Annotated in this window: 21 protein-coding genes; 10 read left to right on the top strand and 11 right to left on the bottom strand. The window is 63.4% G+C overall.

Annotated features, from left to right (window positions below; translation table 11 throughout):
- Positions 1 to 19 precede the first annotated feature (19 nt).
- The gene (locus ABGV18_RS02195; protein WP_396581769.1) at positions 20 to 226 is read left to right on the top strand and encodes a dodecin family protein; all 207 of its coding nucleotides are present in this window, start codon (positions 20 to 22) and stop codon (positions 224 to 226) included.
- 99 nt (positions 227 to 325) lie between these two features.
- On the opposite strand, the gene ABGV18_RS02190 is transcribed toward ABGV18_RS02195, so the two are convergent.
- Positions 326 to 673 (bottom strand): 4a-hydroxytetrahydrobiopterin dehydratase, encoded by a 348-nt coding sequence (locus ABGV18_RS02190; protein WP_396581770.1) that lies wholly within the window; start codon positions 671 to 673, stop codon positions 326 to 328.
- Positions 674 to 962: 289 nt separating this feature from the next.
- Between ABGV18_RS02190 and ABGV18_RS02185 the strand changes: the two genes are divergently transcribed.
- Complete coding sequence (locus tag ABGV18_RS02185) at positions 963 to 1,859, top strand: DMT family transporter (RefSeq protein WP_396581771.1); 897 nt, start codon at positions 963 to 965, stop codon at positions 1,857 to 1,859.
- A 126-nt stretch (positions 1,860 to 1,985) separates the two neighbouring features.
- Here the strand turns inward: ABGV18_RS02185 and ABGV18_RS02180 are convergent, their stop codons facing one another.
- The 4 genes from ABGV18_RS02180 to ABGV18_RS02165 form a co-directional block, all read right to left on the bottom strand.
- Positions 1,986 to 3,032 carry a class I fructose-bisphosphate aldolase gene (locus tag ABGV18_RS02180; RefSeq protein WP_396584616.1) on the bottom strand — a complete coding sequence of 349 codons (1,047 nt, stop codon included), beginning with the start codon at positions 3,030 to 3,032 and terminating at the stop codon, positions 1,986 to 1,988.
- Positions 3,033 to 3,132: 100 nt separating this feature from the next.
- Positions 3,133 to 3,585 carry a CopD family protein gene (locus tag ABGV18_RS02175; protein ID WP_396584615.1) on the bottom strand — a complete coding sequence of 151 codons (453 nt, stop codon included), beginning with the start codon at positions 3,583 to 3,585 and terminating at the stop codon, positions 3,133 to 3,135.
- Positions 3,586 to 3,615: 30 nt separating this feature from the next.
- On the bottom strand, positions 3,616 to 4,398 hold the full coding sequence (gene djlA, locus ABGV18_RS02170) for a co-chaperone DjlA (protein ID WP_396584614.1): 783 nt from the start codon (positions 4,396 to 4,398) through the stop codon (positions 3,616 to 3,618).
- Between the two features lie 65 nt (positions 4,399 to 4,463).
- The gene (locus tag ABGV18_RS02165) at positions 4,464 to 6,224 is read right to left on the bottom strand and encodes an L-lactate permease (RefSeq protein WP_396584613.1); all 1,761 of its coding nucleotides are present in this window, start codon (positions 6,222 to 6,224) and stop codon (positions 4,464 to 4,466) included.
- A gap of 131 nt (positions 6,225 to 6,355) precedes the next feature.
- On the opposite strand from ABGV18_RS02165, the gene ABGV18_RS02160 reads away from it, so the two are divergent.
- From ABGV18_RS02160 to ABGV18_RS02145, 4 genes are all read left to right on the top strand, one after another.
- A complete protein-coding gene (locus ABGV18_RS02160) occupies positions 6,356 to 7,672 on the top strand; it encodes an amino acid permease (RefSeq protein WP_396584612.1) in 1,317 nt (438 codons plus the stop codon).
- A 275-nt stretch (positions 7,673 to 7,947) separates the two neighbouring features.
- Positions 7,948 to 8,544 (top strand): LemA family protein, encoded by a 597-nt coding sequence (locus ABGV18_RS02155; RefSeq protein WP_396581776.1) that lies wholly within the window; start codon positions 7,948 to 7,950, stop codon positions 8,542 to 8,544.
- 11 nt (positions 8,545 to 8,555) lie between these two features.
- Positions 8,556 to 9,557, top strand: a complete 1,002-nt coding sequence (locus ABGV18_RS02150) for a M48 family metallopeptidase (RefSeq protein ID WP_396584611.1) — start codon at positions 8,556 to 8,558, stop codon at positions 9,555 to 9,557.
- A gap of 229 nt (positions 9,558 to 9,786) precedes the next feature.
- Entirely contained in the window at positions 9,787 to 11,625 is a 1,839-nt protein-coding gene (locus ABGV18_RS02145; RefSeq protein ID WP_396584610.1) for an EAL domain-containing protein, read from the top strand.
- A 434-nt stretch (positions 11,626 to 12,059) separates the two neighbouring features.
- Here ABGV18_RS02145 and ABGV18_RS02140 read toward each other — a convergent pair whose 3' ends face one another.
- The gene (locus ABGV18_RS02140) at positions 12,060 to 12,365 is read right to left on the bottom strand and encodes a hypothetical protein (RefSeq protein WP_396584609.1); all 306 of its coding nucleotides are present in this window, start codon (positions 12,363 to 12,365) and stop codon (positions 12,060 to 12,062) included.
- Positions 12,362 to 13,723, bottom strand: a complete 1,362-nt coding sequence (locus tag ABGV18_RS02135) for an amino acid carrier protein (RefSeq protein WP_396584608.1) — start codon at positions 13,721 to 13,723, stop codon at positions 12,362 to 12,364. The genes ABGV18_RS02140 and ABGV18_RS02135 overlap by 4 nt, the downstream gene beginning before the upstream one ends.
- Before the next feature lie 205 nt (positions 13,724 to 13,928).
- Between ABGV18_RS02135 and ABGV18_RS02130 the strand changes: the two genes are divergently transcribed.
- Together ABGV18_RS02130 and ABGV18_RS02125 are read left to right on the top strand one after the other, a co-directional pair.
- Entirely contained in the window at positions 13,929 to 16,334 is a 2,406-nt protein-coding gene (locus ABGV18_RS02130) for an AAA family ATPase (RefSeq protein WP_396584607.1), read from the top strand.
- Positions 16,331 to 17,179, top strand: coding sequence for a universal stress protein (locus ABGV18_RS02125; protein ID WP_396584606.1), 849 nt, complete (start codon positions 16,331 to 16,333; stop codon positions 17,177 to 17,179). The genes ABGV18_RS02130 and ABGV18_RS02125 overlap by 4 nt, the downstream gene beginning before the upstream one ends.
- A gap of 257 nt (positions 17,180 to 17,436) precedes the next feature.
- On the opposite strand, the gene ABGV18_RS02120 is transcribed toward ABGV18_RS02125, so the two are convergent.
- Positions 17,437 to 19,545: a diguanylate cyclase gene (locus tag ABGV18_RS02120; protein WP_396584605.1), complete on the bottom strand. Its 2,109-nt coding sequence runs from the start codon at positions 19,543 to 19,545 to the stop codon at positions 17,437 to 17,439.
- A 791-nt stretch (positions 19,546 to 20,336) separates the two neighbouring features.
- Positions 20,337 to 20,780: a DsrE family protein gene (locus ABGV18_RS02115; RefSeq protein ID WP_396584604.1), complete on the bottom strand. Its 444-nt coding sequence runs from the start codon at positions 20,778 to 20,780 to the stop codon at positions 20,337 to 20,339.
- A gap of 180 nt (positions 20,781 to 20,960) precedes the next feature.
- Between ABGV18_RS02115 and ABGV18_RS02110 the strand changes: the two genes are divergently transcribed.
- On the top strand, positions 20,961 to 21,086 hold the full coding sequence (locus ABGV18_RS02110) for a hypothetical protein (RefSeq protein ID WP_396584603.1): 126 nt from the start codon (positions 20,961 to 20,963) through the stop codon (positions 21,084 to 21,086).
- A 121-nt stretch (positions 21,087 to 21,207) separates the two neighbouring features.
- Complete coding sequence (locus ABGV18_RS02105; protein ID WP_396584602.1) at positions 21,208 to 22,122, top strand: Tim44 domain-containing protein; 915 nt, start codon at positions 21,208 to 21,210, stop codon at positions 22,120 to 22,122.
- Positions 22,123 to 22,212: 90 nt separating this feature from the next.
- Here ABGV18_RS02105 and ABGV18_RS02100 read toward each other — a convergent pair whose 3' ends face one another.
- Positions 22,213 to 22,551, bottom strand: coding sequence for a DUF2173 family protein (locus ABGV18_RS02100; RefSeq protein WP_396584601.1), 339 nt, complete (start codon positions 22,549 to 22,551; stop codon positions 22,213 to 22,215).
- A gap of 10 nt (positions 22,552 to 22,561) precedes the next feature.
- On the bottom strand, positions 22,562 to 22,900 hold the full coding sequence (locus ABGV18_RS02095; protein ID WP_396584600.1) for a DUF2173 family protein: 339 nt from the start codon (positions 22,898 to 22,900) through the stop codon (positions 22,562 to 22,564).
- Positions 22,901 to 22,914: the final 14 nt, after the last annotated feature.

The following is a 22,914-nucleotide window of genomic DNA, read 5'->3' as shown; positions in this document are numbered from 1 at the left end:
GAAAGGCAGGAGAGAACCCATGAGCAACAACGTGCTGAAAGTCGTCGAGGTCCTCGCGGAGTCGGAAACCTCCTGGGAGGACGCCGCCAACCAGGCCATCGCCAAGGCCAGCCGCAGTGTTCACGGCATCAAGTCGCTCTACATCAAGGACTTCGAGGCCAAGATCGAGGACAACCGCATTACCAAGTACCGCATTAACGCCAAGATTACCTTCGAACTCGACTGATCGAACCGATAGACCGGCCCTCCCCGTAGCGGCCGGTTTTTTTCATTCGACTGACAGGCGCCGACCGAATCGCAGCGCCTTCCCATCCAAGCGGCGAGCCTAGTGCGCGGCGGCGAGCTTGTCGGTGCGCGCGGCCATAATGAAGTCGTTGCGATGCAGACCGCGAATCTTGTGGCTCCACCAGGTGACAGTCACCCGGCCCCACTCGGTCAACAACGCGGGGTGATGCCCTTCCGTCTCGGCGATCTCGCCCACGGCGTTAGTAAACGCCAGGGCGCTGGCGAAGTCGTCAAAACGGAACACGCGCTCGAGCTGGCGCACCCCGTCGCGGGTGATTACCTGCCAGTCATCCTGCAGTGCCTTTTGCAGGGCCGTGATCTCGTTGTCGTCCAGCGTGGGCGCATCGGCACGGCAGGCCTCGCAGCGATCGCTAGCCAGTTCGCTCATCTTGTTTGGACCTCATGGATATCAATTCAAGGTGTCCGCGCCGGGCGCGAAAGGGGTCAAGGCCCTTGCCGACCGCTGGCGGCGGGTGCAGGAAGCACCCTCTGGACTGTAGGCAACGCGCCCCGCCGCGTCCATCGTTGTCCCTATCCGTGACGGCATGTTAATTTGCTTTGCTACCTAATCGGGATCGGCACGAATCGACGCCGCTCAGCACGCCTTGGGCAATAAAGACTCGCCAGGCCGACGTGGCACCGGATGCGCGCACCCCTTCCCTCGTCACCGGTGAACCATGACCGAAAACCAACAGCATCATCGCCTGGGCCTGATCCTGATGGCCCTCGCCGTAATGACCATCCCGATGTCGGACACCATCGCCAAATGGCTGTCCGCCGACTTGTCCGTGGGCGAGATCGCCTGGCTGCGGTTCGTGTTCCAGACGCTCTTCCTGTTGCCCTTCGTCGCCATGTACTGGCGCGGCGGGCGACTGCGGCCGGTGCATCTGGTCCTGGGCACGTTCATCGCCGCCTCCATCCTGTTTCTGTTCTGGGGACTGGCCCACCTACCGCTGGCGAACAACATCGCGTTGTTCTTCATCGAACCCCTGATCCTGGTGATTTTCTCCGCCCTGTTCCTGGGGGAGCGCATCACCGCCAGGCGCTGGATTGGCGTCATCGGCGGGCTGGTCGGTGCCGTGGTCATTCTGCGTCCCAACTGGAGCGCCTACGGACTGGCCTCCCTGCTGCCGATCGCGGCGGCCGCCTGCTATGCCGCCTACCTGACCGCCACGCGGGCCTGGGCCAGCGCCCCCCGGACCCGGGACGCCCTGGTGCTGCAGTTCTGGGTCGGGGCAGCCGCCTCACTGATCATGCTGGGCCTTATGCTCCTGGGCCAAGGGTTCGGATGGTCTCTCACTCAATGGGACATGCCGAGCGCAATGGAATGGTTCTGGCTGGCCGCCGCCGGCGTGCTGGCCGCCTTCGCTCACGTGTTGATCGCCATGGCATTTGCCCGCAGCGATGCGAGCCTGCTGGCCCCACTGCAATACCTCGAGATCTTCGGCGCCACCCTGCTCGGCTGGCTGATATTCGCCGAATGGCCGGACGGGTTCACCATCCTCGGTGGCCTGATCATCATCGCTGCGGGCCTAATGGTGGTACGCGAACGACCGGTCGAGGCTCACCCCTGAGCAGGACCCCGCAAGCGGCAAGTTAACGCGCCCGCGTAACTTGCCCGCGAGGCCGTTTTCGAAGGCAGCAAGAAAAATCCCGCCAAATCGGCGGGATTGTCTTATCGACCTTGTTGGCTGCCTGAATCAGGCACTTTCCATGTCGTCGCTGTACTTGCCGAGGCTTGCCAGCCCGTTGTACTTCGCCCGTGTGAAGGCTCGTTTCTGCGCTTCTTCCTTGTTGGAGGACTCACCCTTCCAGTAGTTGAGCGCCGGCCCTTGGATGGCGCGGGCGTAGGAGAAGGTCAGCGGCCACGGCAGGCGGTCGGCGTGACGGGTGTGCATGGCGTTGAGGTGCGCGGAGGATTCCTCGACGCCCTGCCCCCCGGAGAGGAACACCACGCCACCGAGTGCCGCCGGGACGGTACGCCGCAGCGTCTCCACGGTGCGATCGGCCACCTCATCGACACCGGCACGATTCGAGGCGCCCTTGCCCGAGATCACCATGCTGGTCTTGAGGATGACGCCCTCGAGCATCACGTTCTGGTGATAGAGCTGACGGAAGACCTCGTTGAGTTCCTCCTCGGTGACCCGCTCGCAGGTGGCGATGTCGTGGTCGCCGTCGATCAGCACCTCGGGCTCGATGATCGGCACCAGGCCCGCTTCCTGGCACAGGGCCGCGTAGCGGGCCAGGGCGTGGGCGTTCGCCTCGATGCAGCCGCGGGTCGGCAGGCCCTTGGCGGTGTCGATCGTGATCACTGCCCGCCACTTGGCAAAGCGCGCGCCCATCTCGTAGTACTCCGCCAGGCGCTCGCGCAGGCCGTCGAGGCCCTCGGTGACCTTTTCATCATCCGAACCGGCCAGCGGCTTGGCGCCGGTGTCGACCTTGATGCCGACCACCTGGCCGCGTTCACGCATCACGTCGATGAACGACTTGCCCTCAGCGGTGGACTGGCGGATCGTCTCGTCGTAGAGGATCGCGCCGCTGACGTACTCCTCGAGATTCGGCGTGGTCAGCAGCAACTCGCGATACTCACGCCGCTTTTGCTCCGTGGCGTCGATACCGACGGCCTCGAAACGCTTGTTGCAGGTGCCGTTGCTTTCATCGATGGCGAGGATGCCCTTACCGGGCGCGACCATCGCCTTGGCCGTCTGGATCAACTCGTCGGCTTTCTCGGGACGATAGGTAGTCATGCGCGAACTCCTTGATTCCGTATATGAAATCGTGTCATGAAAAGTGACCGCCCTCGACCATAGTCCCTAGGCGGGCGTTTTTTCAAACCAGTCTTCGCTATTACAGGTAGGCACCGCCGCCACCGATCGCAATGCTCACCAGTCCCAGCCACATGATGATGTGCACCAGCCGGCGGATACGGGGAATCATTTCCCCGGCCCGGGACCAGTTCTCTGCCGCGACGGCGATATGCAGCTGTCGATACGGCCCGAAGGCGAGCACGGCGAACACGATAATGGTCAACCAACCGAACAGTTGCATCCCGTGCAGGTAGCCCGGTGAGCCGAACCCGCCGAACGACGAGAACAGCATCCCGTAGCCACTGACCAACAGTGCGGCAATCAGCACCCACACCCAGCGAAAGAAGCGCGTGAACACCCGATCCCAGAGCGAGACGCGCTCGGGTCCGGAAAGAAAGCCCACCGACGGGCGCAGGATCACGTAGGCATAGAAGACACCACCGATCCACAGGACCGCGGACAGCAGGTGAATCACTATGAGCAAACCGGTCATCGCGTCACTCCTTCATTGTAAAAATGGGTCTTACGCTTGCGCCTGTCGCGACCGACGGACGGTCTCGTAGGCGTTCTGGATTTCCTGGGTGCGCTCCTTGGCCAACTCGACCATCGAATCAGGCAGCCCCTTGGCAATCAGCTTGTCCGGGTGGTGTTCGCTCATCAACTTACGATAAGCCCGCTTGACCTCGGCATCGGTCGCCGATCGCTCCACCCCCAGGGCCTGATAGGCGTTTTCCAGGGCGGCTGCCGTGGTTGGCGCCCCGGGCCCACGCTGGTAGTGCCCCGCCAACAGCGCCTCCAACCGGTCAAAGTCGGCGTCCGACACGCCCAGGGCGTGAGCGATGCGCAACAACGCTTCACGCTCGGCCGGGGCAATCTGGCCATCGGCGAACGCTGCCTGTATCTGGATTTCGAGAAAAACGCGCAGCAGCGTCGGTTGGCTGCCGCAAACGCGCACGAATCGGCGAATGATCTCTTCCGGCTCAAAATCGCTGGCCTTGCCGCGATTGAAGGCCTCGATCGCGCGTCTGCGCCGCACCTTGGTCAGGCGCATTTGCGTCATGATCTGCTCGGCGGCACGAATCTCCGCCTGGGTGACCTGGCCATCGGCCTTGCAGACATGGCCCAGCACGGTGAATGTCGTCTCGAAGAAGGTCTGTTGAACCTCCAGCAACCGCCCGCCGACTCGCTTGATCCGGCCGATGAACCGATCGAGGAAGTGCCCGAGCAGCAAGCCGATAACCGCCCCGATCCAGCCGAAAATCCAGAAGCCGAGCCCGGCCCCCACCGCTTTTCCAATCCAGGACATGCGTGTTCCCATCAATGAATCCAGCGTGCAGTGTGCCAAAAACCACGCGGCGACAGGCGATCACGTCACCGAGACGATTGCCCGAACCGCATGAAAACCAGCATCGCCAGCACCACCAGAAGCCATGCCCCGTACCACGGGTTGAGGCCACCGGCGATCAGCGCCATGCCGAGCGTCCCCGCCGCCAGGACATAGTATCCCAGCGGGATCAATGCCTTGCGAATCAGATCACCCTCTCGCCCGATCAGGCCCACTGTCGCCGAGGCCGCGACGACGTTGTGGACACAGATCATGTTGCCTGCCGCCCCGCCGACCACCTGCAAGGCAACGATCCAGGCAGCGCCCTCCGATCCCAGGCCGATCGACTCGGCCGAGGCAAACTGGAATAGCGAGAACATCATGTTGCTGATCGTCGCCGACCCCGCCATGAACGACCCGGTGGCGCCGATCAACGGAGCGAATAGCGGCCAAACCGGTCCAGCCAGCCACGAAACGCCCTCCGCAAGCACCAGCGGCATGCTGGCGTAGGGTGAGGCCTGTCCGGAATGGATAAACACCTGGACCATGGGAACCGCGAACGCCATTGCCAGGATCGCGGAGAACAGGACGCGGCCGGATTTGCGCCACGCCCGAGCGTACGAGCCGGGTCGTTTATGCATCCGGTGAAGGAAAAAAGTCAGCAGGGACACCACCACCAGGATGAAACCGGGCAGATAGAACGGTTGGGCCGACGTACCGACCTCGGTGCCGAAGATACCCGACCATTCGAGCGTCAGGGCCGGTGATTGCAGCCAGTCGCGCAGGGGCGTCACGGCACGACTCAACACGAGCAGCCCGACCACGAGGACGTAGGGAAGCCATGCCTGCCAGAGAGGCATCCGCGGCCCGACCGGCAATGTCTGCAGTTCGTCCTGAAGGCGGCTGATCCAGTCCGGCTGCCATCGATCCCGCGGCTCGAAGTCGAACACGCGCCGGGGCACCAGAAAACCACGGCGGGTGGCCGTCACCACGATCAGCAATCCGACCATCCCACCCACCAGCGAGGGAAATTCCGGGCCCAGCCAGGCCGCGACGGCTAGGTGAGGCAGGGTGAACGCCAGGCCCGCGAACAGCGCGAACGGCCAGGCGGCCAGGCCCTCGCGAAACGAGCGTGATGCACCGAAATAGCGGGTGAGTACCGCCACCATGAGCAGCGGCATCAAAACACCCACCACTGTGTTGATCACGGCGGCGTACAGGGTTATCCGGTCGAGATAGTCCGGAAACAGGGGCACATCGAGCAGCGCCTCCACCGCCGGATGCCCCGCCAACCCGGCGTTCACGCCGACGAGTACCGGCGTACCCACCGCGCCGAAGGACACCGGCGTCGACTGGACGATCAGCGCCGAGAGCACGGCGGCCATGGCGGGAAACCCGATCGCCACCAGCAGCGGGGCCGCGATGGCCGCCGGGGTGCCGAACCCGGCAGCACCCTCCAGCAACCCGCCGAACAGCCATGCCACGATGATCGCCTGGACCCGACGATCGGGCGAAACGCTCACGAATCCCGCCCTAATCGACTCGATCGCCCCGGATTCCCGCAGGGTGTAGAGCAGCAAAATGGCCCCGAACACGATGGTGAGGATATTCAGCGCCGTCACCACGCCATGCATGCTCGCCGCGGCCGCCACAACCGGCTCCGTTTGCCAGACCAGAAGCGCGAGGATAACCGTCATCAGCCAGGCCACGGGCATCGCCCGCCAGGCGGGCCATCGCCGCACGACGAGCAACACGAAGACCGTGGCCAGCGGCAACAGGGCCAATGTGAATAAGGCTCCCAACGGCATCCTGACGAACCCTCTCCTGGTCATTGCCGCCCTAAAACGGCCTTTTGTCATCCCGACGTCTAGGGTGTGTATAGCACTCCGGCGCGTTTTACCCTGGACGGTGTTTCACGAATCCTTTTTGCGAGGTGGCCATGATGGAACAACACGACCGAGCCCCCCAGTACCGCGAAAACAGCCTCAGCCTGATCGGTGCCATCGCGCTCGGCACCGGGGTCATGATTGGCGCCGGGATATTCGCCCTGACCGGCCAAATGGCCGAGATCGCCGGTCCCATGTTCCCGCTGGCCTTCATTGCCGCCGCGGTCATCGTCGGATTCAGCGCCTACAGCTACGTCAAGATGTCGAACACCTACCCCTCGGCGGGCGGCATTGCCATGTACCTGGAGAAGGCCTACGGCAGAGGTCTTTCCACCGCGTTCCACGCCCTGTTGATGTACTTCTCCATGGTGATCGCGCAAAGCTTTCTCGCCCGGACCTTCGGTTCCTATACCTTGCAGCTGTTCGACGTCGCCAACATCGACATGTTGGTCCCGACGCTCGGCGTCGGGTTGCTGCTGTTCGCCTTCCTGATCAATCTATCCGGCAACCGGCTGATCGAGGAATTCGCCTCCTGGCTCTGCCTGATCAAGATCGGCGGCATCGTGCTCTTCGGGGTGGTGGGAATACTCGCCGCCGACACCCTCGCTCCGCCCACGGGTAGCGGTGGTGGCCCCGAGGCCAGCGTCAGCGGCTTTCTAGCGGCCACCGCACTCGGCATTCTCGCCTTCAAGGGCTTTACCACCATCACCAACAGCGGCTCGGAAATCACCGATCCGCACCGCAACGTTGGCCGGGCGATCGTGATCTCGATCCTGCTATGCGTCGGCATCTACGCCCTGGTCGGCACTGCCGTGGCGCTCAACCTCTCGCTGCCGGAGATCATCGAGAGCCGCGACTACTCGCTCGCGGCCGCCGCCCAACCGGTCGCTGGCGAATGGGGACTGTGGTTCACGGTCATTCTCGCGATCATCGCCACGGCCGGCGGGATCGTCGCCAGCATCTTCGCCGTCTCGCGCATGCTGGCGATGCTCACCGAAATGAAATTGGTGCCGCACAGCCACTTCGGCATGCCCGGCAGTATCCAGAAGCATACCCTCGTCTACACGGTGGCATTGGGCCTGATATTGACCGCCTTTTTCGATCTGTCGCGGATCGCCTCGCTCGGCATCATCTTCTATCTCGTGATGGACATCGCGATCCACTGGGGCGTGTTCCGCCATCTGCACCAAAAGGTCAAAGCCAACCGGGGCATTCTCGTTACGGCCATCGGCCTCGACCTGCTGGCCCTGGGCGGATTCCTCTGGGTCAAGATCAATACCGACCCGCTGGTCGTCGGCATTGCCCTAGCGGGCATGCTCGCTATCCTCGCCGGCGAGGCGTTGTTCCTCCGGCGACGACCCGCGGGCTGAGTTTTTCTGCGACGCAGAGGGAAAATTCCCTGATCACCGACAAGGGGCAATATCCGGCAAAGGCCACTCCAGCCTCCGGTTCGCAACTGACCTAGGCCATTGCCGCCGATTGCCTCTGTACCCCGTCGGACCATGACACGCCGACAGCGCCTCAGGTAATGGGCAGGTCAGACAAGAGCGCTCCCCGGCTACCAGCGAGGTACACTGCCCGGGTCCACCCAATCCTGGTAAAACGGCCCGCGACCATTCGTCGCGCTCAACAAGGAGAAGCCGCCATGGGAACCGAAATCTGGATCGTGATCGCGCTGGTCGTGATCGCGGTCATCTACGTCATCTATCTCTACAACAAGCTGACCTCCTACCAGACCCAGTACGAGAACGGTTTTGCGCAGATCGAGACGCAGCTCAAGCGCCGCCATGACCTGATCCCCAACCTGGTCAACACGGCCAAGGGCTACATGGACCACGAAGCCTCGGTCCTCAAGGAGGTCACCGAGGCGCGTGCTGCCGCCGAGAAGGCGGTCGACGCGGCGCATGACCGGCCGGGCAACCCGGAGACCATGGATCTTCTCTCACAGGCGGAGTCGGCGCTCACCAGCGGCCTGGGCCGTCTGAACGCCACCTTCGAGGCCTACCCGGACCTCAAGGCCGATGCGAACATGCGCCAGCTGTCCGAGGAACTGGCCACCACGGAAAACCGCGTTGCCTACGCCCGCCAGGCCTACAACGACCTGGTGCAGAAGTACAACGAGTACCGCCGCTCCTTCCCGCCGGTGATGATCGGCAAGCTGGTCGGCCATGGCGAGGATGCCCAGTTGCTTGAGTTCGAGGACAGCGAGGCCATCCAGAAGGCCCCCGACGTCAGCTTCTGAGCCGATAACCCATGGACTTTCGCGAACAGCAGGATCAGGCGCGCCGACAGACCCGCATACTGGTGGGACTGTACGTGCTACTCCTTCTCGCCGCCGCCGCGACCGTCGGCGGGCTGATGTGGCTCGGGCTGACACTCGGTGAACAGGCACAGTCGACACAGGGCAGCGGCGCTCCGTCCACGATGCCGGTGGAAGCGACGTGGAAGGCCTTCGCCTGGGCGGCCGGCCTGACCGGCTGCGGCATCCTCCTGGTCACCCTCTTTCGCTGGTTCACCCGATCGGACGGCGCCAAGGTGGCAAAGTCGTTGGGCGGGCGCGAGCTCACCGGCGAAGGCGAAACCAGCCTCAGCCCGGCCGAAAGGCAGTACCTGAACGTGGTCGACGAGATGGCGATCGCCTCCTCCCTGCCCCGACCGCGGGTATTCGTGCTCGACCGGGAGGCCGGCATCAATGCCTTCGCCGCCGGCACCAAGCCGGAGAACGCCGCGGTGGCCGTAACCCAAGGGGCACTGGACAACCTCAGCCGTGACGAACTGGCCGGCGTGGTGGCCCACGAGTTCGGCCACATCGCCAACAGCGATATCAAGCTGTCCGTGCGTGTGGCAGCGATGGTGTTCGGCTTCACCTTTCTGTTCTTCGTCGCCCGCTGGTGGTTCCACGTCGGCGTTGGACCGGGTCGACGAGACGCCCGCCTGCGCATCGCCATGCTGATAGGCGCGGCGGCGATCGCGCTGGTGGGGCTATTGACCGTGTTCTTCGGTCGCATCCTGCAGGCGGCCGTCAGCCGCCAGCGCGAGTTTCTCGCCGACGCCTCCGCCGTGCAGTTCACCCGCTATCCCGACGGCCTGAAAAGCGCCTTCGAGAAGCTCAAGGGTGGCGCCTCGTCCCGGGTGGAGTCCGATGCCGCCGCGGAGATGAACCACGCCTTCCTGTTCCGCGCCGGCGGCGCGCGCCTGTTCGACACCCACCCGCCACTCGAGGAACGGATCCGGCGGCTGGAGGGCGTGAACTGACCGGCCAGCGAGTCGTTTCATTGACTAATTAAGATTCTTCGAACTTCAGCGTGAACCGGGTTCTACCTCAGGGCAAAACCCGCTTTTCAGTGGCCGATCTGAGGGTAGCCTCCTACTCTTGGCATATTATTAAGGAGTGAAGTGGTTCACTTGGCATCTGCCAAACAATGCCCTTTTCAAAACAACACGGTAGCACCTAGGGAGTGGTGCGCACCCAAAAGGGAATTCCATGACCGAAGACACCAGATCCCCTGAGGCATCCCAGCACAACGTCCCTTCTTTTGACGAGAAGGAGCGACTAGCCGAACTTCACGCTCTCGGTATCCTGGACACCCCAGCGGATAAGTATTTCGATCGGCACACACGTCTCGTGGCAGAGATATTCAAGGTCCCCATGGTCGCGGTGTCCTTGGTTGACGAGGATCGCCTTTGGATCAAGTCGTCCGTTGGCATGGAAGTGGGGGAAACGCCTCTCGAAGCGTCCTTTTGCGTCCATGCCCTCGAAAAGAACATCCTCGAAGTTCCCGATACCCTGGAAGACGACTTCTTCCGCGACCATCCGTTGGTGGTGGCGTCCCCTTTCATTCGTTTCTACATGGGCACCGTCCTGCGGGGGCCCACGGGCCAGCCGCTCGGCACCCTGTTTATGATGGACACCGAGTCTCGTTATCTCTCCCGGCTACAGCGCACTTGGCTGGTGACCTTCGGTCATGTCGTGGAGGATTTGATCATCCACGACCATGCCTTGAACGATGCCCGTGACGACGCTAAACGGACCAGACATCGCAATACGCTTACCAACCTTCCCGATCAGACGCTTTTCGCCAGTACCCTAAAACACCTGATACGCATGTCGGAAGACAAGGGGAATCACCTGGCCGTCTTGTACATGCGCCTGAATAAGCTCAACGAGATCAGCCGCGTCCATGGCCGACCTGCCCGGGATGCCATGCTGTGCCGCTTGGCTGAGCACCTGATCGCCACGGACATCAAAACGCTGACTGTCGGTCACTTGAGCCAAGCTTGCTTTGGTGCCGTGATAGCGTTGCCCTCGTTGGGTGACGTCTTCGACGTGGTCACTCCCATTGCCAATAAATTGACCCGACCCATTGAAGTAGAGGGCACGACAATGTGGCCCGATATTGATGTGGGTATCAGCTTGTCTCCCGTGGATGGTGTGACTCCTGAGGATCTGTTGGAAAATGCCAGCGCTGCCTTGGAGGGGCCGAGATCCCATGCCGGCCTATATGTTTTCAGTCACGAAGTGGCGGAAAGGGCGCTGCGCCGAGACACGATCGAGCAGCATCTGGAATCTGCACTCCTCAATCATGAAATGACCAAATATTATCAGCCTCTGGTGGCCGTCGATGGCAGTCGCATCGTGGGTTTCGAGGCGCTGGCGCGCTGGCAGAATGCGGAACTGGGTGACGTGAGCCCGGCGGAATTTGTGCCCATAGCCGGAAAAAATGCCCGGTTGTCAAAGATGCTGACGGAGTGGTCGCTCAAAACGGTCGCCAGCGAATTGCGTCAATGGCCTTTACGAGTCGGTGATACATCCCTGCGGGTCGCCATCAACATTCCCCCCGATCAGTTCCTTGAAGACGGGTTTGTCGGCCGTGTGCTACACACCCTCGAGGAGCATCGATTGGCCCCAGAGCGCCTGACTTTGGAACTCACCGAGGAGAGCATCCTGACCAACGTCGACAAGTCGATCCAGATCATGCGCGTGTTTCGCAGTCACGGCATCCACATTGCCTTGGACGACTTCGGGACCGGCTATTCGTCGCTGAGCCATATCAAGAACTTGCCGCTCGATAGCCTCAAGATCGACAAGAGTTTCATCGACGACCTGACTCACGATTCACGATCCGCCCATCTGGTCGATGGCATCATCCGCATCGCCCATGGCCTCGGGTTGCAGGTCGTTGCGGAAGGAGTGGAACACGAAGTCCAGCGCGCCCTGTTGCAGGAGTCTGGGTGTGATGTGATTCAGGGCTACTTATTCAGTCGCCCCCTGCCGTCCGAGGACGCCTTGGCGCTGCTTAAAAACTGGACGCCGGCATTGTGAAAAATCGGATGCAAAGGCAGAGCCGGCTTCTTGCGAACCGGCCTTTGATGCATGACGGCTCAGCGATTCGTTGATTCATCGAAACGCAACGATCGCCGAAGCCCGCCAGGATGTGTTCGATTACATCGAGCGGTTCCACAACCCGAGAGTCCGCTGACGAATCCGGGCCAACGACAACGCATTACCCTTAACCCAACCGTCCGCGAAAACGGGGTAGAACCCGAGCTGGGCCTTCACAGTGCACCATTCCGAGACTGCGTGATCGAGGTCATCAACCGGATGGCCTACGGCTAGCAGGCACACCGAGTACTTCTTCCCCAATATTCGGCATGCCTCTCACGGCAAAGTGCGATGAACCCTAATTAAACCACCGACAAGCGAACCCAAAGCCCCTACCCCGTTTACCGACGCACGGGCAGCGAGAGAAGTCCGGTTCAACCGCGCACGAGCACGGCTCCTTCCGGGACGTCATGCCCCCGTTCCCGGCAGTTGCGCGGCTCCGGCTGGTCCTCGGGGTCGAGAGCGAGGTGCCAGATCCGGCACTTCCCGGCCGGTGGCAGGTGACTTGCCGGCACGATCACCGGGTCGAGCGAGGTGTCACCTCCGGGGTAGACGATCACGGTGCGCTGGTCGCCGGTTGGTCCGTTGCCGATTAGCGCACAGCCCCCCAGGAGCGCGAGCGTCACGCCGAACGCCGCGGCCTGCAGTGCCCCACCGGCATTAATCCAACGTGACTTCATCGCCCTCCCTCCTGGTTCTCGGGCCGGGCGAAATATTCGCGCGTAATGGCGAACACGGTGCCGGACAGGGCGATCAGGGCGATCAGGTTGGGAATCGCCATCAGGGCATTGAGGATGTCGGCCACCAGCCAGATCAGTTCCAGGTTGGCGATCGCGCCGAGGAACAAGGCCCCCACCCAGACGTAGCGGTACGGCTTGATCACCTTCACGCCGAACAGGTACTCGGCGCTGCGCTCGCCGTAGTAGCTCCAGGCCACGATGGTGGTGAAGGCGAACAGCACCAGGCCGAAGGTCACCACCCAGTTGCCGCCACCCAGGCTCGCGGCGAAGGCTGCCGAGGTCAGCGCCGCGCCGCTCTCGCCCGTCTCCCAGACGCCGGAAAGCACGATCACCAGCGCGGTCATGGTGCAGATGACGATGGTGTCGATGAAGGTGCCGAGCATCGCGATGGTGCCCTGGCGAACCGGGTCGTTGGTCTGCGCCGCGGCGTGGGCGATCGGTGCCGAACCCAGCCCCGCCTCGTTGGAGAAGATGCCGCGCGCGACCCCGAAGCGGATCGCCGCCCAGACGGCCGCCCCGGCAAACCCGCCGGTCGCCGCCGTGCCGGTGAACGCATCACTGACGATCTGCGCCAGTGCCGCCGGCACGTCCGTGATGTTCATCAGGATGATGACCAGCGCGAAGGCGACGTAGAGGATCGCCATCGACGGCACCAGGTATTCGGCCAGGTGCGCGATACGGCGGATGCCGCCGATGATCACCACGAACACCAGTGCGGCCAACACGAGACCGGTGGCCCAGTCGGGAATGGACAGGTTCGATTCGAGCACGTCGGCCACAGAATTGGCCTGCACGGTGTTGCCAATGCCGAAGGCGGCGATCATGGCGAACAGGGCGAAGGCCGCGCCCAGCCATTTCCACTTCGCGCCCATGCCGTTCTTGATGTAGTACATCGGCCCGCCGACGTAACGGCCGCGCTCGTCCACCTCGCGGTAGCGCACCGCCAGCACGGCCTCGGCATACTTGGTCGCCATGCCCACCAGCGCGGTCAGCCACATCCAGAAGATTGCACCGGGCCCGCCCAGGGCAATCGCAGTCGCCACCCCGGCAATGTTGCCCGTGCCGATGGTCGCGGACAGTGCCGTGGCGAGGGCCTGGAAGGGCGTGATGTCCCCGCGGTCGTCCTTGCCGGCACGCCGACCCGCGAGCAGTTGCCGGAAGCCGTAGCCAATCCGGCGAATCGGCATGCCACGCAGCCCGGCGGTGAGATACACCCCCGTGCCGAGCAGCAGGACCAGCATCACCGGCCCCCAGACGAATCCACTGATACTGCCAAGAAAGTCGGTCACTGCGTCCATCGTGTCTGCTCACTCCTTCGGTGGTTCGTGCCGCCGGATTCGTAGCGGCGCGGCTCTAGCGTCAAACCCTACCCGCTTTTCCTGCCGGAATACCAGCCCAGCCCAGCCCGCATGTGACGCCCGATTGGGGCTTTTTGTAGCCGCGGCGCGTGCTAGTCTCGATTCCAACAGGCATGTCATATCCCCACGGATTCAAGAGGCACTCATGGCCGATGCGCCTACCCGGCTGGAAGCCGATCAACTCTACCGCCCCTGCCCGGCAAGCTCGTTGCCGTTCGAGACGACCGCCGAGCTCGACCCGCCGGCCGCGCCGCCGGGCCAGGAACGAGCGCTGGAGGCCTTGTCGTTCGGTACCGAAATCGGCGACGGCGGCTTCAACCTCTACGCCCTCGGTGCCGTGGGTAGCGGCAAGTACGCCGTGGTGCGTGATTTCCTCGAGCGGCGCGCCCGTCGCGACGCCCCACCGCCCAGCTGGGCCTACGTCTTCAACTTCGACGACCCCGACAAGCCCCGGCTGCTGAAACTGCCCGCGCGCGCCGGCCGCGACCTGCAGACGGATCTCGGCAACCTGATCGATGAATTTCGCACCGCGATTCCGGCGGTGTTCGAGAGCGACGAGTACCACAATCGCATCCAGGAGCTGCGCGAGACCTACAAACGCCGTCAGCACGAGGCGATTGCCGCCATCAGCAAGGAGGCCGAAGACCGGCACGTGGCGATGGTGAGCACGCCAAACGGCTTCACGCTGGGCCCGTACCGCGACGGCAAGGTCCTCGAGCCGGAAGAGTTCAGCCAGTTGCCGGAAGAAGAGCAGAAAACCTGGCAGGCGGCCATCGACGAACTCGAGGAAAAGCTTAAAGAGGCTCTCCATCAGGTCCCGAAGTGGCAGAAGGAGGCAGGCGAACGCTTGCAGGCGCTCAACGAGGAGATGCTGCGCGTGGCCGTGGGCCAGCAGCTGCAGGCGCTCGAGGAGCGCTGGGCGCACCTGCTCGACGTGACCCGGTTTCTCCATGGCATTCGCGATGACATCATCTCGCACGTCAACGATCTTGAAGATGACAGCAGCACTGTCCCCGAGGAGATCCTCAACCAGTACCAGATCAATCTCATCGTCGATAACGCCGAGCTTCACGGCGCGCCGGTGATCTACGAGGACCTACCCACCCACGCGCGGCTGATCGGGCGCATCGAGCACCACTTCCGGGAAGGCGCCCTGCTAACCGACTTCCGCCTGATCCGCGCCGGCGCCCTGCACCGCGCCAACGGCGGCTACCTGCTCCTGCACGCCCGGCAAATCCTGATGCAGCCGTTCGCCTGGGAAACTCTCAAGCGGGCCATCTACGGCAAGCAGGTGCGCATCGAATCGCTCGAACAGCTCTACGCCGTATTCACCACCATCACGCTCGAGCCCGATCCGATCCCGCTGGAGGTCAAGGTGGTGCTGGTCGGCGACCGCCTGCTCTACTACCTGCTGGCCGAATACGATCCCGACTTTGCCAAGCTGTTCAAGGTGCAGGCGGACTTCGAGGACACGCTACCCCGCCAAGCGGAGAACGAGCTCGACTACGCGCGCACGCTGGCTGCCATTGCCCGACGTGACGGGCTGCTGCCACTCGACCGAGGCGCCGTGGCCCGCAGTATCGAGCACGCCAGCCGCCTGGCGGACGATCGCGAGAAACTCACCGCCGGGACACGCCCACTGGCCGACCTGCTCGCCGAGGCGAACTACCTCGCCGGATCGAGCCATGCCGATCACATCGCCGCCCACCACGTCGAGGCAGCCATCCGGCGCCAGGAGCAACGCGCCGAACGGCTGCGCGAACGTGCCGTTGAAGCGATCCTGCGCGAGACCTTGAACGTCCCGACCCAGGGCGAACGCATCGGTGCGATCAACGGCCTGGCCGTCAGCGAGCTGGGCGGGTTCCGCTTCGGGCTGCCCACGCGCATCACGGCCACCGCCCGCCCGGGCCGCGGCCAGGTGGTCGACATCGAACGCGAGGCCAAGCTGGGCGGGAACATCCACACCAAGGCGGTGATGATCCTGTCGCGCTATCTCGCCAGCCGTTACGCACCCGAGGGTGAGCTGTCATTGTCCGCCAGCCTGGCCTTCGAGCAGATGTACGGCTCGATCGATGGCGACTCCGCCTCGGTCGCCGAGGTGGCTGCCCTGGTCTCGGCGATTGCCAAGGCACCGATCCGTCAGTCACTGGCGGTGACCGGCTCGATCAACCAGCTGGGCGAGGTGCAGGCGATCGGCGGGGTCAACGAGAAGATCGAGGGCTTTTTCCGCATTTGCCACGACCGGGGACTGGATGGCACCCACGGTGTGCTGATCCCGGCCAGCAACCTGCCGCACCTGATGCTCAGCCAAGAGGTGCGCAGCGCGGTCGCCGCCGGGCGCTTCCAGATTCACGCGATCAGCCACGTCGAACAGGCGCTGGCCCTACTCACCGGTCTCGAGCCGGGCGAGCCGGATGCCAACGGCGTGTTCCCCGCAGACAGCCTCAACCGCCGGGTCGCCGATCGGCTGGCTCGTTTCGAGCGGGCGACGCGACACAGTCGCGACCGCGATCACCACGGGCTGGAGCGAGACGGGCCCGGACCGGGATGACCGAGCCGCACGTCCTGCTGCTCATCGACGCCTCACCGACCAGTCGGTCGGCTCTGGCCAGTGCCGCCCGACTGGCACGACATCAGCACTGCGAACTCGTCGCCCTGTTCATCGAGGAGCAGGACCTGCATGCCTCGGCCGGCCACCCGTTCACCCGCGAGATCAGTGCCCTGTCGGGTGAATCCCGTCCGTTCGACCGCGAGATCCTGCTCATCCGCCTCGCGCAACAACGCCGCCAGATCGAGATGCTCATGGCATCGCTCGACCGGCAGGATCGGCAGGATCGGCTGGGGTGGCGATTGGACGTGGTGAGCGGGCCGGTGATCGACAATATCCGGCAGGCTGCGCTCGGCGCCGAATGGGTCGTGCTGGGCAAAGCCGGCTGGTCGGCGTCACGTGGGGGCCGACTGGGCTCCACCGCGCGGCAAATCGTGGAGACCACCCGTAGTCGACTGTTGCTTTGGCAGGAGGATGCTTTCGCCACACAGGGCGCCATCGTTGCGCTGGTCCACGATTCCGGGGACTGTGGCCCGGGGATCGAGACCGCCCGCCTACTCGCTCTTGCAACCGACCGAAACGTCCGGCTGCTGCTTCTGCCCGACGTCGATCCAGCCTCCTTGCCAGCCCTCGCGTCATGGCAGCAACAGGAAGCCCCCCAGGTAACGGTCGAACGGCTTTCGGCCCACAGCATCGAGGCCCTGCACCGCACACTGAAGGCTCCGCCAGCCGGTGCCCTGGTGATAGACGACCGGGGTGCGTCCCTCCTCGGACTGCCGATGGCCGATCTCATTGCCCAGATCGATATACCCATCATCCGTGCCCCCGCACCAGCAGAGCCTGCCTAGCAGGTAAAAAGCGCATGAAATGACGTTGCCGTAAATTAAAGGCAGGCGGATCTTCAGCAAGAACGACTCGGTACCCCGATAGCCGCGGGCGTTTCCACTGTCACCACCATAATCTGCCGCAGGTGTCGGCGGATCAAGGCGTCCAGTATCTCGAAGACGCTTGGGTTCTACTCCGCCATTAATTTCCCTTTGAGGTTCACAGACGCCCCGACTGGTTCGCAGCCTGCTCCAGGGAACATCTCGAGATACGCCCGGCGCTAGGCGCCCGAATCCTCGCCATTCACCACCACCCGGTTGCGACCGGCCCGCTTGGCCTCGTAAAGAGCGGTGTCGACACGCTTGAGCAACGTATTGGGCGTGTCCCCGCTCTGGAAGTTGGTGATGCCCAGGCTAATGGTCAAGGCCCCCACTCCGGGAAAGGGCTCGACCTCGATACGTCGACGCAGTCGTTCCGCCATTCGGAAGGCCTCGGAGGGGCCGGTTTCCGGAAGGAGAACCACGAATTCCTCGCCGCCCCAACGGGCCAGAAAATCGGGCTCCCGGATTTCCTCGGCGAGTCGCTTGGTTAGGTCCACCAGCGTCTGGTCGCCCACGTCGTGGCCGTAGGTATCGTTGACCGGCTTGAAATGGTCCAGGTCGATCATCGCCAGAGCGGTTTGAGTGCCATAGCGTGCGTGGCGAGCCAGCGCATGCTCCATCTCCGTATCGAAGCGTTGCCGGTTGGAGATACCGGTGAGCGAGTCGGTGGTGGCTTCTCGCTCCAGCGAGCGTTCCAGCTTCTTTTGCTTGGCAATGTCCAGCCCGACACCCAGCAGGGAAAACTGACCATTGAGCTCGACCCGCAAGCCGTTGAACAGATAAGGGGCGTCGCCCTCCACGGTGAGCAGCTTGCTTTCGACCACCGCGCTGCCCTCCGAGAACGTTTTCGCGATGGCCTTGGCGACACGCCTTCTCTCTTCCGGCGGGACGAGCGCCAAGGCGTCGAGGCCGTCAAGCTCCTCGTAGCTCAGGCCAGTCACCGCTTCCATCCGATCATTCCATTGGATCAAATGACCCTGTCCGTCGAGCACGTAGAAGATGCCCGGCAGACTGGCCAGAATCGACTCCGAAAGGGCCGTCTCGCGTCGAAGCTGATCCTCTAGATCACGGCGCGCGGAGATATCGCCGAGGATGGTGGAAACCTGATCCATCTCGCCGGCGTCGTCCCGGTGGACAATAAGGACTTGTGAAACAGGGACCTCCTTCCCCTCACCATCCAGCGCCACCGTTTCCCCGCGCCAAGAGCCCTCTTCCCAGGCGATGGGCAACCCTTCGTTTAAAATCTTTTCCGCCACCCAGGGCGGATGCGCCCACCGCAACGCACCCTCCAAGCTTTCCGTCTCGGGCGGCAGGTCGGACCGATCCCAACCTGTCTTCGGCTGCCAGAGATCCTGACTGGAGCGCTCGGGCAGTCCCGCAAAGCGCCTGCCGGTGGCATTCAAATAAAGCATGGTGCCGTCACCGTCGTGCATGGCGACGATGTCCGGCGTGCTGTCCAGAATCGCTGCCAGGCGCCGCAGACTATCTTCCAGCCGGCGCTGTTCGGTGATGTCCTGCATGGTACCGAACAGGCGTTGCGGCTTGCCGTCGGCATTGAGCTCCGTGTAGCCGCGCTCATGCACAGTGCGGACCTCACCGTCGGGGCAGATTATTCGATGGTCTAGCTCGTAGCGCTCGCCTTGAAACGAGGTTTCGAGGGCCGCCTGCACCTTCTCCCGATCGCTGGGATGCACCGCGGCCATGAATAACTCGTGGCTAGCACCCCACTCTTCCCGGTTCAGGCCCAAGATGCGGTAGACCTCGTCGGACCACCGGATTTCGTCGGTACGGAAGTCGGAGATCCAACTGCCCAGATGGGCGATCCGCTGCGCCTCGGCGAGTTCCTGTTCACGGCTGCGCAGGGCGGCCTCGCCCTCTTTGCGGTCGCTGATGTCGCGCACTACCGCCTGCACCAACGGGCCCTCTTCCAGATCAACCCGGCTCAACGAGACCTCGACGGAGAAATCGACTCCGTCCCATGTGCGAGAGCACCATTCGAAACAAGCCGTCCCCTGGCTCATCGCTTCTTCCAAACGGGCGGCCGCCGCCTCCGAACTGGGCCGACCATCGGCCTGGTTCGGGGGCGAAAGGTCGGCGGGCTGGAGGGTCGCGAAGGTGGCCGTGTCGGGCACCCGAAACAACAGCAAAGTGTCGGGATTGCAAGACAGGAAGCCTGCATGGTCTTGAAGCACGATGGCATCGCAGCACTGCTCGAACATCGCCCGGTATATCTGTAACTGACGGGCGGGGTCATCCCTGGCCACGTCAGGTCTGTTTCCATCTGCCATGGTTGCTCCTCTATTCTGAGCCGTGCTCACAGCCTTCCTAAGAAGGTAGCCTCAGATCGGCGGACTTGTGAACCGCACCGCCGGGAAGATGCTGTTAACCCCTCTAGGCGGCGTTGGAGTCAGTTGAGCGCCAGCTGGCAAACGGATGGATTGAAATTGGCGCCCGATGGTTGCCAGAAACGCTTTGGGGGCTCCTGTTTGTCGTGGTCAATGGGGGCGACGGGGGTATCGATCAGGCGACCGCATGGCCCCTTCTTTGTCCAGAACGGCTACGGCTGTCGTGGTTGCCCGGTCAAACGTTGACAATGCATCGCGGCGGGAAAGGCGTCCGAGGCATGTAGCCATTCCGGCTGCAAGCAAAGTGCCAGAAAAGTCCCCGAATGCCCTGAATGGCCCCAAATGGCCCTGATCGACCATCACTTCGTCTCGTTGCTCGATTCCAGTCCCCGCACCAAAGCCCGCAGCGCCGCATGGCAAGGCTGCCGAACCAGAAACCGGCCTCGATGCCGCCGATCAGCATGGCCCCCAGCGCACCGACGGCCGAGCCGAACTCACACCAGAGCGCTAGACACCGAGAACGCCGGCACGCTCGACCGGCTCGCAGGGATCGGCCACCGCCGCGCCCAGCGTCGGATAGAGCATCGCCATCCCGGGGATGCGCAGCGCCAAGCCTGGCTTACCACGAGTTACCCTGCCCGCGCCGGGGATGCTCGCTGAACTGGGAATAGGCCAAACAAGGCGGCCACCCAACGAGGGTCGGCCGCCCGGTCACATCCGGCAGGCAATACAGTTCAGTAGCTCAACGCGACGAGGCCGTCCCGGGAGAGCAAATTGAACAGTTTGTCTGGCTTGCCGAGCTCTACCCCGTCGATCAGGTCGTCAGGAGAAAGGCCACCTTGCTTCATGCACATCGGGCAAACCAACACGCGGGCGCCGTTCTCGATTGCCATCAGCAGGGTCTCCTGGGCGGTCCGACCGGTCGCCCCCAGGGTGTCCTGCTTGCGATCCTTGGCGGCGAGATACACACCGCGCACGTTGAGGTACACGATCACGTCGTGGCCCCGTTTGGCGGCGTTGTACGCCTGCGCCGCGGCCATGCCGGCCGGCCAGACTTCGTCTGTCGTCAGGTTGTAGAACAAGGTGTTGCCCTTGTCAGGAGCGGCGATGGCATTGCCGGATCCGATCAGGGCAAGGCCGAGGAAAAGTGGGGTGAAAAGTCGTTTGAGCATCGACATGAACTGTGTCCTCTTGAGATTGGGTGACCTGAATCGCCAACCCCGAGTCTAGGCAACACACCCGAAGACTTTCAGGTCACCGCCCTCGCTGGTCGCCCGGCAACAACGTGGCGACCCGCCGCTGGTGCCAGACATCGCCGGCATGGACACACCGTCGACCCACTCCCTGTTTGGATCCTGTTGCAGACTGGGGCATCGGCCCTCGTCGTCGCGGACGATGCGGCCGGCATGCTGGGTCTGCTGCTCGCCGAGTCGATCACCTGCATCCATGCCTGGGTGATCCGGATGCCGCGGATCACGCCTTGATCCGTTCAGAACAGGACCGAAACCGCTTCTGTGGCCCGGGTGGCGTGGTAGGATTTCCGGCCGCCGATTCGCCGTGAGAGATGCGCGATTCATCGGCATGATCCCGACTGCAGGAGACCCCATGACGTCCCGCCAATCACTCGCCCGATCCCTGGTGCTGCTGGCTATCAGCGCGCTGCTGACCGTGATGCTCAGCACGCCCGCCGAGGCCAAGCGCTTCGGTGGCGGCAAGAGCTTCGGCTTTCAGGGTCAGAAGAGCTCGCAGACTACCAACCAGCGGCAGTCCACCACCGACCAGAAGGCCACTCGCAGCCCGGGCGCCGGACTGGGCGGCTTGTTCGCCGGGCTGGCCGCCGGCGGCCTGCTGGCGTGGATGTTCATGGGCGGTGCCTTCGAGGGATTCCAACCGATGGACTTCCTCGTGATCCTGCTGCTGGCGGCCGGGGCGTTTCTCCTGATCCGTCACTTGCGCGGCGGTGCCATGGGGACCCGGCCGGCCTATGCGGGCGCGTCCCGTCCGGAGCCGATGGTCGAGCAACCGACCCATCAGGCCCGGGCGTCGAACGAGACGCTCGATGGCCCGAACAACGGCAAGGCGGGCGTACGCCCCGGCTCGCTGATGGATGAGTTCGGCTTTGGCGGCACGTCCGGTTACCAGCCACCCAACTGGTTTGACGAGACACGCTTCCTAGGCGCGGCACGTACCCATTTCACCAACCTGCAACTCGCCTGGGATGCCAACCGCATGGAGGATATCCGCGAGTTCGTCACCCCCGAGTTGTTCCGCGAACTGGTGCGCGAACGCGCCGCCCTGGGGGACGCCGAGAACGTCACCGAGGTGCTCGACCTCGAGGTATCGCTGGAAGACCTTGGCGAGGAAGGCCGTGACCTGATCGCCGCCGTGCGTTTCACCGGCCACGTTCGCGAGGACCGTGAGGCGAATGCCAAGGCACTCGACGAGACCTGGCTGGTCAGCCGGAATCTCGACGAGGCGGACGCCAACTGGCTGATCGCCGGGATTCGTCAGAACGGCTGATCGAGGCCAGCGCCTGCCCACACAAAACGAACCCCGCGGATCGCTCGATTCGCGGGGTTTTTCATTGTCGAGACAGTTGACCTGTGCCGGTCAGGTATAAAACGATTCCTGAGCCAGCGCCTTCATCACCTCGGTCAGATTGGCTTCGGCATTGTCGACCACCGCCACCATGCTCGACATTCCGCATACCGTGCGCTGATCGCCATGCACGATCCAGCCGTTGGCCGGTGTCCAGCCGGGCTGGTGGACGAACAGGGCCAACTGGTCGGCGTGCCCCTGGGTCATGCGTTTGAAATCCAGCGCTAGGCGCGTCAGCCGACGGGCGTCGGTGTCCGAGAGCTCACCGTGCACCTGCCACGGCTCGCCGGACTCCTCGCGGAAGTGGGCGACGGCCTCGACGCCTTTGAGATCGAGCAATTGCTTGAGCATGACATCCTCCTCAACCCGCCAGGGCCTTGTAGGCGGCGTCGAAGTCGGCCTGGTCGTTGGACAACACCACGCCCTGCCGGCCGCGAGAGACCGCCGACCAGTCAAGCCCGACAAAGGTGAAGCCCTGGATGGGATAGAAGCCCTTGACGTCACTCATCCCTTCCCAGCCACGCGCCTGCATGGCGCCGATTGCCATGTTTGCTACACACAGATGACCGAGCAGGTCGAGCGTATCGCGATCGATCACCACGTCGTCGGTGATCACGGCGTCCTCGAGTCGACCTTCCTCATCGAACTGGAACGCCGCCACGGTGCCGGGCATCGAACTGAGTGTCTTGAGATCGGACATGGTCATTCCTCCTG

This window comes from Guyparkeria halopsychrophila (assembly GCF_044582135.1).
Classification (GTDB): domain Bacteria; phylum Pseudomonadota; class Gammaproteobacteria; order Halothiobacillales; family Halothiobacillaceae; genus Guyparkeria.
Note: the sequence above shows the minus strand (reverse complement) of the source record. Positions and strands in the feature narration are given on the sequence as shown.

What these genes read in the sequence shown, in the direction of transcription:
- ABGV18_RS02175 (WP_396584615.1), bottom strand. Translation starts at nt 3,585, where the DNA reads ATGACCGGTTTGCTCATAGTGATTCACCTGCTGTCCGCGGTCCTGTGG.
- ABGV18_RS02100 (WP_396584601.1), bottom strand. Translation starts at nt 22,551, where the DNA reads ATGCTCAAGCAATTGCTCGATCTCAAAGGCGTCGAGGCCGTCGCCCAC.
- ABGV18_RS02140 (WP_396584609.1), bottom strand. Translation starts at nt 12,365, where the DNA reads ATGAAGTCACGTTGGATTAATGCCGGTGGGGCACTGCAGGCCGCGGCG.
- ABGV18_RS02095 (WP_396584600.1), bottom strand. Translation starts at nt 22,900, where the DNA reads ATGTCCGATCTCAAGACACTCAGTTCGATGCCCGGCACCGTGGCGGCG.
- ABGV18_RS02135 (WP_396584608.1), bottom strand. Translation starts at nt 13,723, where the DNA reads ATGGACGCAGTGACCGACTTTCTTGGCAGTATCAGTGGATTCGTCTGG.
- ABGV18_RS02130 (WP_396584607.1), top strand. Translation starts at nt 13,929, where the DNA reads ATGGCCGATGCGCCTACCCGGCTGGAAGCCGATCAACTCTACCGCCCC.
- ABGV18_RS02185 (WP_396581771.1), top strand. Translation starts at nt 963, where the DNA reads ATGACCGAAAACCAACAGCATCATCGCCTGGGCCTGATCCTGATGGCC.
- ABGV18_RS02160 (WP_396584612.1), top strand. Translation starts at nt 6,356, where the DNA reads ATGATGGAACAACACGACCGAGCCCCCCAGTACCGCGAAAACAGCCTC.
- djlA (WP_396584614.1), bottom strand. Translation starts at nt 4,398, where the DNA reads ATGTCCTGGATTGGAAAAGCGGTGGGGGCCGGGCTCGGCTTCTGGATT.
- ABGV18_RS02105 (WP_396584602.1), top strand. Translation starts at nt 21,208, where the DNA reads ATGACGTCCCGCCAATCACTCGCCCGATCCCTGGTGCTGCTGGCTATC.
- ABGV18_RS02195 (WP_396581769.1), top strand. Translation starts at nt 20, where the DNA reads ATGAGCAACAACGTGCTGAAAGTCGTCGAGGTCCTCGCGGAGTCGGAA.
- ABGV18_RS02180 (WP_396584616.1), bottom strand. Translation starts at nt 3,032, where the DNA reads ATGACTACCTATCGTCCCGAGAAAGCCGACGAGTTGATCCAGACGGCC.
- ABGV18_RS02125 (WP_396584606.1), top strand. Translation starts at nt 16,331, where the DNA reads ATGACCGAGCCGCACGTCCTGCTGCTCATCGACGCCTCACCGACCAGT.
- ABGV18_RS02155 (WP_396581776.1), top strand. Translation starts at nt 7,948, where the DNA reads ATGGGAACCGAAATCTGGATCGTGATCGCGCTGGTCGTGATCGCGGTC.
- ABGV18_RS02120 (WP_396584605.1), bottom strand. Translation starts at nt 19,545, where the DNA reads ATGGCAGATGGAAACAGACCTGACGTGGCCAGGGATGACCCCGCCCGT.
- ABGV18_RS02115 (WP_396584604.1), bottom strand. Translation starts at nt 20,780, where the DNA reads ATGTCGATGCTCAAACGACTTTTCACCCCACTTTTCCTCGGCCTTGCC.
- ABGV18_RS02150 (WP_396584611.1), top strand. Translation starts at nt 8,556, where the DNA reads ATGGACTTTCGCGAACAGCAGGATCAGGCGCGCCGACAGACCCGCATA.
- ABGV18_RS02165 (WP_396584613.1), bottom strand. Translation starts at nt 6,224, where the DNA reads ATGCCGTTGGGAGCCTTATTCACATTGGCCCTGTTGCCGCTGGCCACG.
- ABGV18_RS02190 (WP_396581770.1), bottom strand. Translation starts at nt 673, where the DNA reads ATGAGCGAACTGGCTAGCGATCGCTGCGAGGCCTGCCGTGCCGATGCG.
- ABGV18_RS02145 (WP_396584610.1), top strand. Translation starts at nt 9,787, where the DNA reads ATGACCGAAGACACCAGATCCCCTGAGGCATCCCAGCACAACGTCCCT.